This is a genomic window from Bacillota bacterium, assembly GCA_036504675.1.
Taxonomy (GTDB): Bacteria; Bacillota; Sulfobacillia; order JAJYWN01; family JAJZPE01; genus DASXUT01.
In genome coordinates this window covers 1-15049 of sequence record DASXUT010000017.1, presented here as the reverse complement: position 1 = coordinate 15049, position 15049 = coordinate 1, and the positions used below count along the sequence as shown (strand labels likewise).

The following is a 15049-nucleotide window of genomic DNA, read 5'->3' as shown; positions in this document are numbered from 1 at the left end:
GAAGCTGATCACCGTGCTTATACGACGTTTGGTATCATGGGGGGATTCCAATGGCTAGAGCCGATCTGCTTGTGAACCTGACAAAGGCAGCCGCGCGGGGCGATCAAGTCCTTTTTCGGAAGACTCTAGAGGCTATAGTAGCTGAGGAGAGACGCAAGCAGCATAACGTTCTAGCCAACCAACTCTCCGAGTACCTAAGCACACCGAATGGGAAAAACGGACTTAAGTCCCTTGCCCCAGATGATCGTGTCCAGCATCTCTTATACGAGACTATGCCCAAGCGAGCTCTAGACGATCTTGTCCTTCCGCTGGATGTGAAGCAATCCTGTATGGACATTATTGAGGAATACCACAGAAGAGATCTGCTTCGCTCATATGGGCTAGAGCCGAGACATCGCATATTACTCGTCGGACCGCCGGGGAACGGAAAAACCTCTCTTGCGGAAGCTGTAGCCTTTCAACTAGGTCTACCACTCTACACTGTTCGCTATGAAGGTGTCATCGGGAGTTACCTAGGAGAGACTGCCCTACGGCTTCGCCGCCTTTTCGATTATGCTGCTACCATGGAATGCGTATTGTTCTTTGACGAGTTTGATACGTTAGGCAAAGAGCGCGGCGATCAAGATGAGACTGGGGAGATTAAGAGGGTCGTCAGTTCCCTCTTGCTTCAGATTGATAGCCTGCCCAGTCACGTCGTAGTAATGACCGCTACGAACCACCCCGAGTTGCTTGATAAGGCTGTGTGGAGAAGGTTCCAGGCCAAGCTATCGCTTCCGAAACCGACGGATGAGCAAATAGTCTCTTGGCTTAGATCATTTGAGATGAAGCACGACAGCTTTGGTCACAATCTGCAAGCTCTCGCGAAGCAATTGACCGGACTGAGTTTTTCAGAAATCGAGGATTTTGCGGTTGGCGTATTACGTAGGAAGATTCTATCAATGCCTAGTTCAAACACCAGGCGTATCGTGGATGAACAGCTCATGTTGCTTAGAGCTCAGTATGTTCCGGAAGAACAATAGGGGGTGACAGTCCATGCCTGAGCTCCCACTGCTCATTTTTCCGGAGGCCTCTGTGGCTGACCGACACAAAAAAAACCCTCCTCTTGGGGGGCCCGTCACGCCGACGCCTGAACGTCAGGTAGAAAGGATTGCGCCCCGGATAAAGGAGCTGGAGCAAAGTTTTGAAGCCCATTGCGCGCACCTCAAGGAGACTCTACAAGGGGTAATAGAACCGGAGCAAGTGGTTGTTCTTGAGACAGTTGGTAGGGTCGCTGATTTCTATAAGGCGGTACGCGGCATTGAGGGACTCGAGTGGCTAGCTGAGTGGGAAGAGGAGGATATCCAGCCGGACGAAGAGTTTTACCAGGATGCGACCCATAAGGATAATGCCCTATCTGGACTGGTTTATCTGGTGATGACCAATTCCGCCGGTCTAAAACAACTCCTCAGGTTGTGGGAGGCCTACCGCAAAGACCCGAATCACCCAACCCTTGAACGAGGGAGAACTAAGTGGAGGGACGTATTTCACCATTTAAGGGACATACATCCTTGGGGTCCAGTTGATAGACTGAGGGCTACGGGTCTGTATGAGGAATGGTCTGAGAGAAAGGCACTTGGCAACGAAATCCTCAGCCTCGAGGTTGAACTCTGGTTTAGGAACGACAAAGAAGCGAGTGAAAGGGCAGAGAAGGTCGTAGCTAGGGAAATCGAAGCCCTAAAGGGTGTTGTTCAGCAGAGTGCATATCTTCCCCAGATAGGCTACCACGCATTGTTGGCTGACCTTCCAACTTCGGCAGTAGAGCGGATTGTAAACTTGTCAGAGGTTGAGCTCTTGCGGTGCAATGAGGTAATGCACTTCCGGCCAGCACCCCAATGTGTTACTGCGCCTCTCGCACTAGAAGAGATTTCTGAGCTGGGCAATGAGCAAGAGCTTCCCCCCCCGGAGGGGGATCCGGTGGTCGCGCTTTTGGACGGGGTTCCCATGAGTAATCATAAACTGCTGGCAAATCGGCTGGTCGTTGATGATCCGGACGACTGGAGTTCAGCGTACGGAGTCGAGGAACGCGTTCACGGAACACGCATGGCTTCTCTAATCATCCATGGCGACTTGGACAAGAATGGGCAGCCCATAAGAAACCCGCTATACCTTAGGCCGGTGATGAAGCCAAACCCTAGGGATTTCGCCAATAGACCGAGAACCGAGGAGATCCCGGGCCTAGCGGTTGACGTGATACATAGGGCCGTCCGGCGCCTCTTTGAGAGCGACGGGGGGGCCCCTCCGGCCGCGCCCCACGTTCGTATTGTCAATATGTCAATCGGCGATTCCTCACGTCTTTTCGATAGGGTCCCCAGTCCTCTAGCGAAGCTCATCGACTACCTGGCCTTTAGGTACAGGTTATTGATTATTGTCAGTGCCGGAAACCACGCCAGTGAGATTGATCTGGGAATCCCACGTGCTGATTTGTCAAGTTTACGCTCGGACAAAAGGAAACTCGAGAAGGCAGTATTGGCAGCTGTTCAGAAGGCAGCGTGGGCCCGGCGTCTGCTGTCGCCTGCGGAATCAATCAATGCTGTGACTGTCGGAGCACTACACTTGAACGGTGGCGGCGGCAAGGTGGTGCCCAATTGGGTTGATCCATACGCCAGCGATTCGCTACCCAGTCCAGTAAACGCGCAGGGACCGGGTTTTAGAAGGTCAATTAAGCCTGAAATAATGCTCCCGGGGGGTAGACAGATCTATTCCGAGAAGCTCGGCACTTCACATTCGAATGCTACCCTAAGAGTTGTTCGATCTACCATCGGGCCGGGCCAACTGGTGGCGTCACCGGGGACGTCGACTGGAGACACAAACAGTGCCATTAGGGCTTGCGGGACTAGCAACTCCGCCGCTCTCGCAACAAGGACCGCTGCGCAAATCCATGACACTCTCGTGGCACTTGCTGACAGTTCCGGTAGTTCTGTACCGCTCGAGCCCTATCTGTCCTGTTTGATCAAGGCCCTACTTGTGCATGGGGCCAACTGGGGCGATTCGAGAGATGCCATTGTTGGCCACCTAGGGGCGCAGGACAAGATCTCACTTTCTTGCCTCTTGGGGTATGGGGCCATAAACCAGGAACGAGTGGCCGTCTGTACTGAACAACGGGCTACACTGATTGGTTGGGGTGAACTGGGGGACGGACAGGCCCACCGCTATAGAGTTCCGCTTCCGCCCAGCCTAAGTGGACAGGCCGTACAACGAACATTGTGCGTCACGCTAGCCTGGCTTTCTCCAGTTGATCCGGCCAAAAGTGGATATAGAGTAGCGTCCCTATGGCTAAGCCCTTTCGGGGATGATATAGAAAAAAGGCTGGCAAACGATATACTGCGGGTTAAAAGAGATCAGGCGGATTCTCGTAGAGTCCAGAAGGGGACCCTTCAGCATGAAGTAATGACCGGTCATCAAGCCGCTGCATTTGTTGACGGGGATGTGTTGGAGTTGCAGGTCAACTGCAGGTCCGACGCTATCCCTCTGACCGAAGTTGTTAGGTACGCTCTGGCCGTTACTCTGGAGGTACCAGAGGGCTGCCGCATTCCCGTATACAGTGAAATACGGGCAAGAATCCAGGCTAGGGTGGCAATCAAGGCAAGAGGCTAGGGTCGAGAGATGATAAAGGGGCCCTGTCGGCTCCCGACACGGCCCCTGCCTTTGTACCGCATGTTTGCCCCCCGGCTCAATCCATCCACTCGCTGACCTCATCCCGCGGCTTCCGCGGCCTGGGCGACGGCGACTGATCTGGCCAGCCGACGGCGACCGCCCCGACCATCTCGTCGTCCCGGCCGAGCCACCGGCCGATGGCCTCCTCGGCCTCGAAGGTGTCACCGATCCACAGCGTTCCGAGCCCCTCGGCGGTCGCCGCCAGCAGCAGGTTCTCGATGGCCGCCCCGGCCGACTGGGTGTCCATCAGGTAGCTCAAACGGGCTGCGCCCGTCCGGTCGTCCCCGGGATGCCACAGCGGGTCGTAGACAAGAAGGATCACTGGGGCGTCGGCCATGGCCCGCGCCGTCGCCGGGCCGCTGCCAACGTCCTCTCCGGCCGCCTTCTGCCTTGAAAGTTCCCCGTTGAAGAGCCGCATGAACTCATCCTTCCTGGCCCCGTCGAGGACGACGAAGTGCCACGGCTGGCGGTTGCAGGCCGAGGGCGACTTGATGGCCGCCTCGAGCAGCTTCTCCAGGAGTTCCTTTGGCACCGGCTGGTTCTTCTTGAACCTGCGGATGCTGCGGCGCTGGGCGATGGCTTCGTAGATGTCCACTTGACAGACCTCCAACGTTGCGGGTTGACCGGGGGCTTGGCTGACCCGCCCCACTTGCGGGGCTTCGCTGGTTCCCGGCATATTCTAGTCATGTTCCACCGACGGCCTGGGAATCCTCCTACCCTTGGGCTTGACCCGCCCACCCCGGGCGTGTTACTCTGGCCTCGGAAAGACCAACCACGCGCAAAGGGGGTGTCACGGCATGACCATGAAAGACGGACGGAACGCCCACAAGTCCATGGTCCAGCACCAGCACAGGCGCTGGGAATGCCGGGAACACCCCGAGGCGAAAGCCTAGCCGCGCAAGCGCAGCGGTCAGGCCAGTCCAGGTCGACATGATCGACATGGTCGCGGGGGATTCCCCCGTGGCTTTTTGCTGTCCCGGCGCCATCACGGCGAGGGAGGCCTGGCATGGTCAAACGTTATCGCAACGCGGCGGAATTAGTCCCCCCGGGATTGCTCAAGGCTCTCCAACGTTACGCCGCCGGGCTTCAGCTGTACATCCCGCGCGCGGACGAGCGAGCCGCCTGGGGTCAGCGGAGCGGGGCCAGGAAGGCCCTGGACGACCGCAACGAGCTCATCCGTCGCCGGCGCAGCCAGGGGGTCGGCATCGACCAGTTGATGGCCGAGTTCCACCTGAGTTATGACTCCATTCGCAAGATCATCTGCGGACAGAACAAGTCGACCGGTTCTCGGGGCGGCGGACCCAGCGGCAGTTGAGGTACAATGGGGTTGCGGTTGGCCAACCCGCAAACGGCAAGGGAAAGGGGGTGGCGAACGTGGTCGACCCCACGAACGTCATCCCCGGAGGGCACTGACCCACCGGGGATGACGGGCTGAACGTAGCGGTTGAGTAGCAAACGAGATGGTCCTTCCCGACGGGGAAGGGCCATCTCTCTTTCCCTGTCTGCTCGTCCTTGGTCCTACCTCTCGGGAGGCAAGGCCTCTCTCCGCGAGGTCTGGTCCAATAATTGGATAGTCGGACCAGGGAGCGCGGAGGGGAAGGACTCCGGGAAGGACTCTCGGGCGACTCGACCGGGTCGGCGCTTCAGCTGATCCCCAAAGCCTCGACCAGCTCGCGCAGGAACAGCTCGGCGTCGGTGACCAGACCGAGGGCCTGGTGGGTGCCACGGTCGACGAGCTTGGTGACGACCGCCGGGTTGATGTCGACGACGACCGTCTTGACCGAGGCCGGGAGCATGTTCCCGGTGGCGATGGAGTGGAGCATGGTCGCGATCATCAGGGTCAGCTCCACCCCATGAAGGGCGGCCCTCATCCGGCGCTGGGCCTCACCCATGTCGACGATGACGTCGGGGAGCGGCCCGTCATCCCGGACCGAGCCGGCCAGGACCATCTCCACGCCGCTTTTTAGGCATTCGAAGACCACTCCCTCGCGGAGAATCCCGGCGTCGACGGCCGCCCGCAGTGATCCCACTCGGCGAATCACGTTGATGGCCGACATGTGGTGGCTGTGCCCGCCCTCGACCGGCTGTCCGTTCTTCAGGTTGATCCCCAGCGAGGTGCCGAACAGGGCCGCTTCGACGTCGTGGGTGGCGATGGCGTTGCCGCCGAAGAGGGCCTGGACGTAGCCGGCCCGGATGATCTTGGCGAAGTGCGGGGCGGCGCCGGTGTGGATGATGGCCGGGCCCCCGACGACGAGGATCTTGCCGCCCTTGGCCCGGGTCGCCTTCATCTGCTTGGCGATGTCCTTGATGACCAGGCGCTTGGGACGCTCCGAAGAGGCCCCGCCGACCATGAACGAGAAGACCTCGCGCTCGCGGGCGCGCTCGAGGGGGACCACCCTGATCCCGCCGTGGCCGACGACGACCGGGTCGCCCTCTTTGATCTCACCCATCGGCACCATCCGGGCCTCGCCGCGCCCGGGGGCGAGGACAATGACCAGGTCCATCTCAGTGCCATTCACGCCGACCCAATGCCCGTTCAGACGGACTTGGGTCGGCAGGTTGGTCGTCGAGTAGAAGTGCTCGGGCAAGACCCCGTCGCCCGGGGCCGCCTCGGCGCAAGCGTCGCCGTTGGAGACCACCCCGGCCCCATAGGCCTGCAGGGCCGACATGATCTGGTGAAGGTCCTCCTCAGTCCCGGCGGAGATCCGCAGCCGGGCGAAGGAGGTCTCATCCTTTTTCCGCCCCACCCGGATGTCCTCGAGGTCGAAGGAACCGCCGAGGTCCATGACCACATCGAAGGCCTTCATCAAGATCCCGGAGTCAATGATGTGACCTTCCAGGGTGATCTCTTCGCTGAAGCCGTTCATTGCCCCATTCACCTGCTCTTGTGATAGCTGCGGTTGGTATCAAGCTTACCATGGCCGTCGCTGGACCGTCAACGGACAGGCGGCAGCACGGACAAGCGGCAGCAGCCCCGCTTCGCGGCCCGCCCCCCGGCCTACCAGCAGTGCCGCCGCCCCAAATCGGCTGAATTGGGTTGACAGTCCCAGACGGGATAGGCTATTATGGGGAACCAAGGAGGCCGGGAGAATATGGGTAGCGTCTTTGATATCATCGGCCCGGTCATGACCGGGCCGTCCTCTTCCCACACGGCCGGAGCGGTCCGCCTCGGTCTGGCCGGCCGGGCCATCGTCGGCAGTCGGCCGACCAAGGCCCGTCTCGGACTGCACGGTTCCTTCGCCCAGACCTACCGCGGGCACGGCACCGACCTGGCTTTGGTGGCCGGCCTGATGGGCTTCAAGCCGGACGACGAGCGGATTCCCCGGGCCATGGAGCTCGCCGCCGCCGACGGCCTGGCCATTGAGATCGCGCTGATCGACCTGGGTCCAGACGCCCATCCGAACACGGTCCGGATGATCCTCACCGGCGCGGACGGCCGTGAGACGGCCGTCATCGGCTCGTCCATCGGGGCCGGCCGGATCAACCTCACCCGGATCGACCAGTTCGAGGTCCAGTTCTCCGGCGAGTATCACGCCCTCATCCTGTCTTATCTGGACCAGCCGGGGGTGGCCGCCAAGGCCACCTCGCTCCTGGCCGCCGATCTGGTCAACATCGCCACCATGCGGATTTCCCGCGAGGCCCGGCATTCCCGGGCGATGATGATCCTGGAGCTCGATCAGGCCGTCTCGCCCGAGGCCATGTCCCTCATCCGCCGGATCCAGGGGGTCGACCTGGCCTTGTCCGTGCCGCCGGTGGCTCTCGGTTAGCGATTCCACTTCCGGAGGTGCCGCCCATTGCAGCCCTTCACTCTAGCCTCCCTAGCGGCCACCGCCGCCGAGCGCCGGGTGACCATCGGCGCCGTCGTCCGTGAGCACGAGGTCAAGAGCGGCGAGGTCGCCGAAGGCGAACTCCTCGCCCGGATGGCCATCAATCTCCAGGTCATGCGGAAGGCCGTGGCCCGCGGCCTTTCCGGGATCAAGTCGCGGAGCGGGCTGACCGGCGGTGACGCCAGGCGGGTCGACGAGGCGCGCCGCGACGGCCGTCTGATCGTCGGCGACCCGCTCGATTCGGCCATCGTCAAGGCCCTGGCGGTCAGCGAGGTCAACGCGGCCATGGGACGGATCGTCGCCGCCCCTACCGCGGGCTCCTGCGGTGTCTTGCCGGGGGTCCTCCTATCGGTGGCGGAGAAGACCGGGGCCGATGACGCCGCACTGGTCGACGCCCTCTTCGCCGCCGGCGGCGTGGGTCAGGTCATCGCCGGCTCGGCCAGCCTGGCCGGGGCCGAGGGCGGGTGTCAGGCCGAGTGTGGTTCGGCCGCGGCCATGGCCGCAGCGGGCGCGACCCAGATGTCCGGGGGGACCCCGGCCCAGTGCATGCATGCGGCGGCCATCGCCCTCAAGGGCTTGATGGGCCTGGTCTGCGACCCAGTCGCCGGTCTGGTCGAGGTGCCGTGCGTGAAGAGGAACGCCCTGGCCGCCGCCATTGCCCTGGCCGCGATGGAGATGGCGCTGGCCGGGGTCGAGAGCGTCATCCCGGCCGACGAGGTGGTCGGGGCGATGGGGGCGGTCGGCCGAGCGCTGCCGGCTTCCCTGAGGGAGACTTCCCAGGGGGGGTTGGCCGTCACTCCGACGGGGTGCCGCCTCGCCCACCAGTTCACCAAGCCAAATTCCAGTTAAGACGGTCTAAACCAAGAGCCCACCCGCGCCGATAACTTAGGGGTGAGAAGTCGGAAAGAGGTGGGCAGGGTGGGCATCATTCCGTGGACGAGAAGAAAGGGCCCGCGGCCGATAGTTCTCCGGCCCGGGACCGCCAGGATGGCTGAGCGGGGGGAGCGGGGGGAGCGCGGGGAGCGCGGGGAGCGAGGGACCGACCCAGACGTCGACCGGGAATCGCGGAGGAGGATCATCCGGTCGGTCCTGGGTCAATCAGGGCCGAGTCTAATGCGGGCCGTCGGCTTCGCCGCCGAATACGAGACGCTGGCCGACCAGATCCTCAACGAGGCGGTCGCCGCCGAAATGGCCGACCGCAAGGAAAGCCTGACCCGGGCAGTCCCGCTGCGGCTGGATGAGGTGTAGGCCGCTCAGCGACGCGGCCGACTCGAGCCCCGACCAGAGCCCCGACCAGAGCCCCAAGGAGAAACCGCAAAGCAGGAGACGGGAGACGGCCCGGACGGGGCCGTCTCTTGATCTTCACCCCGCCGCCCGCAGGAACTCCCCCAGGTCGCCAAGGACCGCGTCGACCGCCTTCCGCCAGAACTCCGGCTTCTGGAGGTCGACCCCCAAGTGTCGCCAGGCCAGGTCCTCAACCCGCATCCGCCCGGTGTCCCGGAGCAACTCCGCATACGGGTCCTCGAAGCCGGGGCCGGCCTCGAGGGCCCTGGCGTAGACGCCGGCGCTGAAGAGGAAGCCGAAGGTGTAGGGGAAGTTGTAGAAGGGCACCCGGGTGTCGTAGAAGTGAAGCTTCGAGGCCCAGAAGTGCGGGTGATAGAGGTCCAGGGCCCCGCCGAAGGCGTCCTTCTGGGCCTGGACCATCAGTTCGTTGAGTCGCTGCGCACCGACGATCCCGCGCCGGCGCTCCTCGTAGAAGCGGGTCTCGAAGAGGAAGCGGGCGTGGATGTTCATCAACAGCGAGACGGCCCGCTGGAGCTTGTCCTCGACGAGGACCAACCGTTCCTGAGGGCTCGGCGCATTGCGGACGGCCGCGTCGGCCACAATCATCTCGGCGAAGGTCGAGGCGGTCTCGGCCACGTTCATTGCGTACTGCTGGGTCATGGCCGGCATCTGGTTGACCACCCACTGGTGGAAGCCGTGGCCCAACTCGTGGGCCAGGGTGGCGACGCCGGCCGGGGTTCCCGAGAAGGTCACGAAGATGCGCGACTGGCGCTTGTCCGGGAAGCTCGTGCAGAAGCCTCCCATCCGCTTTCCGGGCCGGTCCTCGGACTCGATCCACCGATCGGTGAAGGCGATCGTGGCGAAGCCGGCCATTCGCGGGCTAAAGCGCCCGAACTGCTCGATGACGAACCTCGCGGCCTCGTCGTAACTCACTCTTCGCTCGACCTTCCCGATGGGGGAGGCGACATCCTGCCAGCCCAGCCGGTCGAGACCGAGGACCTTCTGCTTGGCCGCCAGGAAGGCGACCAGCCTCTCGCGGGCTTCCTCGACCGCCACCCACATGGCCTCCAGGGACTCCGCCGACATCCGGTTGTTCCGCAGGGGTTCCTTCAGGACGGAGTCCCAGCCGCGATGGCGGTACAGGCTGAGCCGGTATCCGGCCAGGTGGTTGAGGGCGAGCCCGCAGAAGTCGGCCTCGTCGGCCCAGGCCTCTTCCCAGCGGGTCATGGCGGCCGCCCGCGCCCTGGGGTCCGGGTCGTCGTACAGCCGGTTCTGGGCTTGACCGGGGGAGACCCGGGTGATCCGCCCGTTCTCCTCGATGGGGATGGTCATCCGGCCGGTGGTCGCGTCGTACAGATCCGACCAGGCATGGTAACCGTCCACCGACAGGTCGTTGACCAGTGCCTCTTCTTCGGGCGGGAGCATCTCCCGGGCCCGCAGACGGCGCTCGTCGAGGTTGTAGGCCAGGGGACGGAGGGCCTCGCTGCGCAGCAGCTCATCCCAGTAGATTTGGGGGACCTGCAGCATCCTCTGGTCCAACCGGGTCAGGACCGTGGCCAAGGCGGCCTGGAGCTGTTTGACCCGACCCCCGACGATGCGGGCCTGCTTGTCCTGGACGTCCTGAGCGTTCAGGCAGGAGACGAAGGCGCCTGACTGGCGCAGTCGGCGCATGACCACCTGGACCTCATCCAGGAAGGCCGCCCACTCGACCGCTCCGGCCAGGGGCTCGGCCTGAACCCTCTTGGACAGGCCCCTGACGTCGTCCTCGATGGCCGTCAGGTAGGCCTCTAACTGAGGTGAGCGGCTTCCGCCGGGGAAGATGGTTTCCAGGTCCCAGGTCCGGCTGAGGTCCTTCACAAAGCAACACCCCCAGGCGACATCTTTCCCCGCCTGCCGGTGAAACCCTGCCCCAGCGGCCGCTCGAAACTTTCCGGCAGGTCAATACGTTAATTTGGCGAATCTCAGTCTGGACATCCCCCTGCCCTCGCGGCCGTGGTAATCCGCGTCCGACAAGGCAGCGGGTTTCTCAATGCCCTCAGGGAGGTACAGCAGATGGGAGAAACCGACCACTACGCCATTGAAACCAGCGGACTAAGCAAAGCCTACCGAGGGGCCTACGCCCTTGAGTCCCTGGACCTCAAGGTGCCGAAGAACTCGATCTTCGGCTTCCTCGGACCCAACGGTGCGGGCAAGAGCACGACGATCAAGCTTCTTCTCGGCTTGATCCGCCCGACGAGCGGGGGAGGCACGGTCTTCGGGCACGACATCACCCGTGACAGCATCGAGATCCGCAAGCACGTCGGTTACCTCGCCCAGGACCCGCGCTTCTACGAGCACATGACGGCCCGCGAGACTCTCCGTTTCACCGCCCGTTTCTTCTATCGCGGGCCGGGCAAGGCCGTCGAAGACCGCATCGCTGAGACCCTTGAATTGGTCGGGCTGGCGGACAAGGCCGACCGGCCGATCAGGGGCTTTTCGGGGGGCGAGAAGCAGCGCCTCGGCATCGCTCAGGCCCAGGTGAACTACCCGGATCTGCTCATCCTGGACGAGCCGGCGGCCTCGCTCGACCCGATGGGCCGCCACGACGTCCTGGAGGTGATGGAGCGCCTGCGCAAGCACTGTACCGTCTTCTACTCAACCCACATCCTCGATGACGTGCAACGGGTCAGCGATACGGTGGCCATCCTCAACCGCGGTGAACTGGTCGCCCAGGCGCCCATTGACGAACTCCTGGCCGGCTCCGGCAAGGCTACCTTCACCGTCGCCGTCAAGGGGGAAGTCAAGGAGGCGCAGGCGGCCGTCTCCCGCCAGCCATGGGTCAGGGCCCTCGAGGCTGTTCCCGAAAACGGTCATCAGCGTTGGAGGATCCAGGTCAGCGACGAGGCCTCGGCCGAGGCCCAGCTCCTCAGGGTGATCCTGGCCGAGCGGGGTTGCACCGTCCTCGAGTTCGGCCGGAAGAAGCTAAACCTCGAAGAAGTCTTCATGAACATCGTGGAGGGTGAGAACCATGACCGCTGAAACCATTCTGCAGCCCGTCAGGGAACGCGGCTGGCGCAACGGCTTCAACAACTTGCTCGATAAGGAATGCAGCCTCTGGTTCGGCTCACGGGCCTGGTGGCGAAGGCTGGTCACCTGGCTGTTCATCACCAACACCATGCCTTTGCTCATCGGCCTCCAGGCCCGCTCGGATCCAAGCAGCCTCGGGGACATCTCCCAGGTGATGCCCACCCTATTCTTCGTCGTCGGCGGGATGGCCATCGCCGGCGGGGCAGTGGTTCTCAGCCAGGACGCCGTCATCGGGGAGAGGCAGTCAGGGACGGCCGCCTGGGTCCTCTCCAAGCCGGCCTCACGGACGGCCTTCATCCTCTCCAAGTTCATCGCCAACACCCTCGGCTTGTGGACCATCGCCCTGCTCGCCCAGGCCGCCGTGTTCTATGCTCAGTACGCCCTGTGGGCCGGCCAAACCCTGCCGCTCGGCACTTCCCTGGCCGCCATCGGTCTCCTGGCCGCGAACTCGGTCTTCTACGTCGCCCTGACCATCATGCTGGGAACGATCTATAGCAACCGAGGCCCGGTCATCGGCATCGGCCTGGGCTTCATGTTCGTCGGTCAGGTAATGACCCGCTGGGCCCCCAAGAGTGGCCTCGTGACCCCCTGGAAGCTAGGGGAGATCGCCGCCGGCCTGTTCCCCTCGACCCAGACGGGTCCTGGGGCGAGCCTACCCGAGCCGTTCTTGCCCCTGGCCTTCACCCTCGCCTGGACCGTCCTCTTCATGGCTGTCGCTCTTCGTCTCTTCAGCCGTCAGGAGTTGTGAGGGCGACCAGGTGGGGAATAGTAGGGGCCGCTCGTCGGCTTCCCCAATATCGGACGCAGAGGTGGCGGCGACGGTGTCGAAGCGAGAGTTCCAGGCGAAGCTCCAACGCCAAGGCGATGTGGGTACCTGGACAATCCTGGTCGTCCCGTTCAACGTGGCCGAGGCCTTCGGGACCAAGGCCCGCGTGGCCGTCAAGGGGACCATCAACGGCCAGCCCTACCGCGGTTCGGTGATGCCCTTCGGGGACGGCACCCACTACATGGTGGTCAACAAGACCACGCGGGACGCCGCCGCCCTCGAGACCCTTACGTCGACTGGATCAACCAGGCCAAGCAGGAAGAGACCAGGCAGCGGCGGATCGTCAAGGCCCTGTCGATGTTGGAGGAAGGCAAGCGGCTGAAGTGACCGAATTCAACCGATGACAAGGAAAGCGGGTGGGGCCAGAGAGGCTCGCACCCGCTTCTTTTTCTTGGGGACGTGACGCCCCTACTTCAGGCTCGAGTGCCCTTCGTTCTTGAACGTCTGGAAACAGGTCTCGTCCTTGCTCTCGGCCGGCGTCTTCTGCAGCTTGTCCACGGTGGCGCTCGGCGGGAACCCGCCGCCGGAGTCACGGTGCAGTTCACTTTAGGCAGGGGCATCCCCCTTGGTCTTCAAAATTGGCCCTGCCTTAATTAAGATGCATAATGCGGGCTTCGTTATCCAGCGGCCGGACGCCGCTACCTCGCGGTTTCCGCCAACAGCGGCGCGGAACGCGCTTCACTCCGGACCGGCGACTTACATATTCTGTAATCGGGTCAAGAGGTCCCCGCCCCGACCTGTCCCGCCTGAGTGACCTGTCCCATCCTAGGAGGTGAAGTAGTCACGATTCCGGAAGAAGTCCGGCCCACCAGCGACGGCCAAGCGATCATCCCCGGCCCCTGCACCCCGATTACTCCCTGCCCGCCGATCACCGAGATCGTCTGCGTCGACGTGGACAAGGTTTTCGATTCCTGCTCCGACGCGGAGTGCCAGGAGTTCTGCATCGTCCTCAGCCACATGGGCCTGACCCCCGAAAGCCCCCTGCCCGTGCAGCCCCTCACCATCGTCAGTTGCGCGGTGGTCAACGTCTTCATCGAGAACCTCCAGACCAGCGCCGTCCCGGGCCAGCCCCTGTTGCAGAGGATCACCGGCGATGTCTGCCCGCAGGTCGCGGTGACGTTCACCGACGCCACCGGGCGGACTTACGTCGCCACCACCTTCGAGCGCATCGACACCTGCTTCCACAAGGACACCCTCCTGTACATGCCCGACCCGGCGACGATGTTCCCCAAGATCGAGGTGGTCACGGCCACCTGTCTCGGGGCCCGCGTCCAGCCGATGCCGGAACAAGACTTCCCGAACATCTGCATGACGGTGGGGATCCGGGTGATCATCAAGAGCGAGGGACGCGTCCAGTTGATGGTCGGGGCCTTCGGCTACTGCCCCGTCCCCCCGACCTGCCGGGAGCTCGGGACCCTCTGCGAAGGCTTCATCGCCGCCCCGTTCCCGACCGTTTTCCCGCCGGAAATCTTCGAGGTCGACCACCTCGGCTGAGGGGGACCACAAGACGGGGGAGAGACATCACTCGACCGCCTCGACTTCCCCCTTGACCTTGGCCAGAGCGGCGTCCGACAGGTCACCGACCGTCCGGAAGCGGAGGACCCCGTCCCGGTCGATCACGAAGACGTGAGGCTTCGACGCCCCATCGAGGTCGAAGGCTTCGGAGGACTGTCCTTCCCAGTCCACCAGAACCGGGACCGTGCCGAAATCCTTCAGTCGGGACTTGACCTGATCCTTCGACACTCCGGGAAGGACATCGCCGATGATCGCCGCCCCGACAACCTGAACGTCATCATCGCCGGCGTACTCCTCATCGAGGGCCTCGGCCCAGTCGGCGGCCTCCTCGATGGCCGGGTAGCCGCCGCCGATCAGGATGACGGTCTTGCCTTTGAAGGCTCCCAACACCTTCTCGTGGTCTTCCAAGTCACGCAAGGCGATGCGGGAGGCGTCGAACGCCGAGTCCATTGCCGTAGCCCCTCCTCCGAAGTGGCACCTTCACCAGCATAGTATTGCCCAACACAAGGAGCAGGCCCGGAACTCTCCGGGCCTGCCCGCCTTGAATAGTTCAGGGTCACAAGACAGCTTAGCCTCAGGGCTTGGCCGCCTTGACGCTCCGGCCGGTGTCCGTCCAGGTGATCTTGTGGCCGGCCGCGGTCTCGGCCTTCATCCACTTGATGACCTCGTCGCGGATGACCAGCTGGGTGTCGATGCGGTTGGTGCCGCCCTTGAGGGCGAGATAGTTGTCGCCGCCGGTGAACATGAAGTTGTTCGTGGCGACCTTGTAGGTCTTGGTCAGGTCGAGCGGGGTACCGTCGGTGAGGGTCAGGTCGAAGACCCGCGAGCCGGGGGCCTG

At 63.1% G+C, this 15049-nt stretch carries 15 protein-coding genes; 10 read left to right on the top strand and 5 right to left on the bottom strand.

What is annotated here, in order from left to right:
• Positions 1 to 50: 50 nt before the first annotated feature.
• Both VGL40_01235 and VGL40_01230 read left to right on the top strand, forming a co-directional pair.
• Positions 51 to 1019 carry an ATP-binding protein gene (locus tag VGL40_01235; GenBank protein ID HEY3313894.1) on the top strand — a complete coding sequence of 323 codons (969 nt, stop codon included), beginning with the start codon at positions 51 to 53 and terminating at the stop codon, positions 1017 to 1019.
• A 13-nt stretch (positions 1020 to 1032) separates the two neighbouring features.
• The gene (locus VGL40_01230) at positions 1033 to 3633 is read left to right on the top strand and encodes a S8 family peptidase (protein ID HEY3313893.1); all 2601 of its coding nucleotides are present in this window, start codon (positions 1033 to 1035) and stop codon (positions 3631 to 3633) included.
• A 76-nt stretch (positions 3634 to 3709) separates the two neighbouring features.
• Here VGL40_01230 and VGL40_01225 read toward each other — a convergent pair whose 3' ends face one another.
• Positions 3710 to 4288, bottom strand: coding sequence for a nitroreductase family protein (locus tag VGL40_01225; protein ID HEY3313892.1), 579 nt, complete (start codon positions 4286 to 4288; stop codon positions 3710 to 3712).
• 411 nt (positions 4289 to 4699) lie between these two features.
• On the opposite strand from VGL40_01225, the gene VGL40_01220 reads away from it, so the two are divergent.
• The gene (locus tag VGL40_01220; GenBank protein ID HEY3313891.1) at positions 4700 to 5008 is read left to right on the top strand and encodes a CD3324 family protein; all 309 of its coding nucleotides are present in this window, start codon (positions 4700 to 4702) and stop codon (positions 5006 to 5008) included.
• Positions 5009 to 5336: 328 nt separating this feature from the next.
• Here the strand turns inward: VGL40_01220 and VGL40_01215 are convergent, their stop codons facing one another.
• On the bottom strand, positions 5337 to 6560 hold the full coding sequence (locus VGL40_01215; GenBank protein ID HEY3313890.1) for a TIGR00300 family protein: 1224 nt from the start codon (positions 6558 to 6560) through the stop codon (positions 5337 to 5339).
• A 225-nt stretch (positions 6561 to 6785) separates the two neighbouring features.
• Here VGL40_01215 and sdaAB point away from each other — a divergent pair, with 225 nt between their 5' ends.
• The 3 genes from sdaAB to VGL40_01200 all read left to right on the top strand — a co-directional run bounded on the left by sdaAB (position 6786) and on the right by VGL40_01200 (position 8768).
• Positions 6786 to 7460: an L-serine ammonia-lyase, iron-sulfur-dependent subunit beta gene (gene sdaAB / locus VGL40_01210; GenBank protein HEY3313889.1), complete on the top strand. Its 675-nt coding sequence runs from the start codon at positions 6786 to 6788 to the stop codon at positions 7458 to 7460.
• A gap of 27 nt (positions 7461 to 7487) precedes the next feature.
• Positions 7488 to 8369, top strand: a complete 882-nt coding sequence (sdaAA, locus tag VGL40_01205; protein HEY3313888.1) for an L-serine ammonia-lyase, iron-sulfur-dependent, subunit alpha — start codon at positions 7488 to 7490, stop codon at positions 8367 to 8369.
• A gap of 138 nt (positions 8370 to 8507) precedes the next feature.
• Entirely contained in the window at positions 8508 to 8768 is a 261-nt protein-coding gene (locus VGL40_01200; protein ID HEY3313887.1) for a hypothetical protein, read from the top strand.
• A 114-nt stretch (positions 8769 to 8882) separates the two neighbouring features.
• Here the strand turns inward: VGL40_01200 and VGL40_01195 are convergent, their stop codons facing one another.
• Positions 8883 to 10661 carry a M3 family oligoendopeptidase gene (locus VGL40_01195; protein HEY3313886.1) on the bottom strand — a complete coding sequence of 593 codons (1779 nt, stop codon included), beginning with the start codon at positions 10659 to 10661 and terminating at the stop codon, positions 8883 to 8885.
• Positions 10662 to 10856: 195 nt separating this feature from the next.
• Here VGL40_01195 and VGL40_01190 point away from each other — a divergent pair, with 195 nt between their 5' ends.
• The 4 genes from VGL40_01190 to VGL40_01175 all read left to right on the top strand — a co-directional run bounded on the left by VGL40_01190 (position 10857) and on the right by VGL40_01175 (position 14190).
• Positions 10857 to 11822, top strand: coding sequence for an ABC transporter ATP-binding protein (locus tag VGL40_01190; GenBank protein HEY3313885.1), 966 nt, complete (start codon positions 10857 to 10859; stop codon positions 11820 to 11822).
• Complete coding sequence (locus VGL40_01185; protein ID HEY3313884.1) at positions 11812 to 12618, top strand: ABC transporter permease subunit; 807 nt, start codon at positions 11812 to 11814, stop codon at positions 12616 to 12618. Before VGL40_01190 ends, VGL40_01185 begins: the two co-directional genes overlap by 11 nt.
• Positions 12619 to 12691: 73 nt before the next feature.
• Positions 12692 to 13018 (top strand): DUF1905 domain-containing protein, encoded by a 327-nt coding sequence (locus VGL40_01180; protein ID HEY3313883.1) that lies wholly within the window; start codon positions 12692 to 12694, stop codon positions 13016 to 13018.
• A 428-nt stretch (positions 13019 to 13446) separates the two neighbouring features.
• Complete coding sequence (locus VGL40_01175; protein HEY3313882.1) at positions 13447 to 14190, top strand: hypothetical protein; 744 nt, start codon at positions 13447 to 13449, stop codon at positions 14188 to 14190.
• A 27-nt stretch (positions 14191 to 14217) separates the two neighbouring features.
• Here VGL40_01175 and VGL40_01170 read toward each other — a convergent pair whose 3' ends face one another.
• Both VGL40_01170 and VGL40_01165 read right to left on the bottom strand, forming a co-directional pair.
• Entirely contained in the window at positions 14218 to 14661 is a 444-nt protein-coding gene (locus VGL40_01170; GenBank protein ID HEY3313881.1) for a redoxin family protein, read from the bottom strand.
• Positions 14662 to 14785: 124 nt separating this feature from the next.
• Positions 14786 to 15049: 5'-nucleotidase C-terminal domain-containing protein (locus VGL40_01165; protein HEY3313880.1), on the bottom strand; the 264-nt coding region annotated here is incomplete at its 5' end.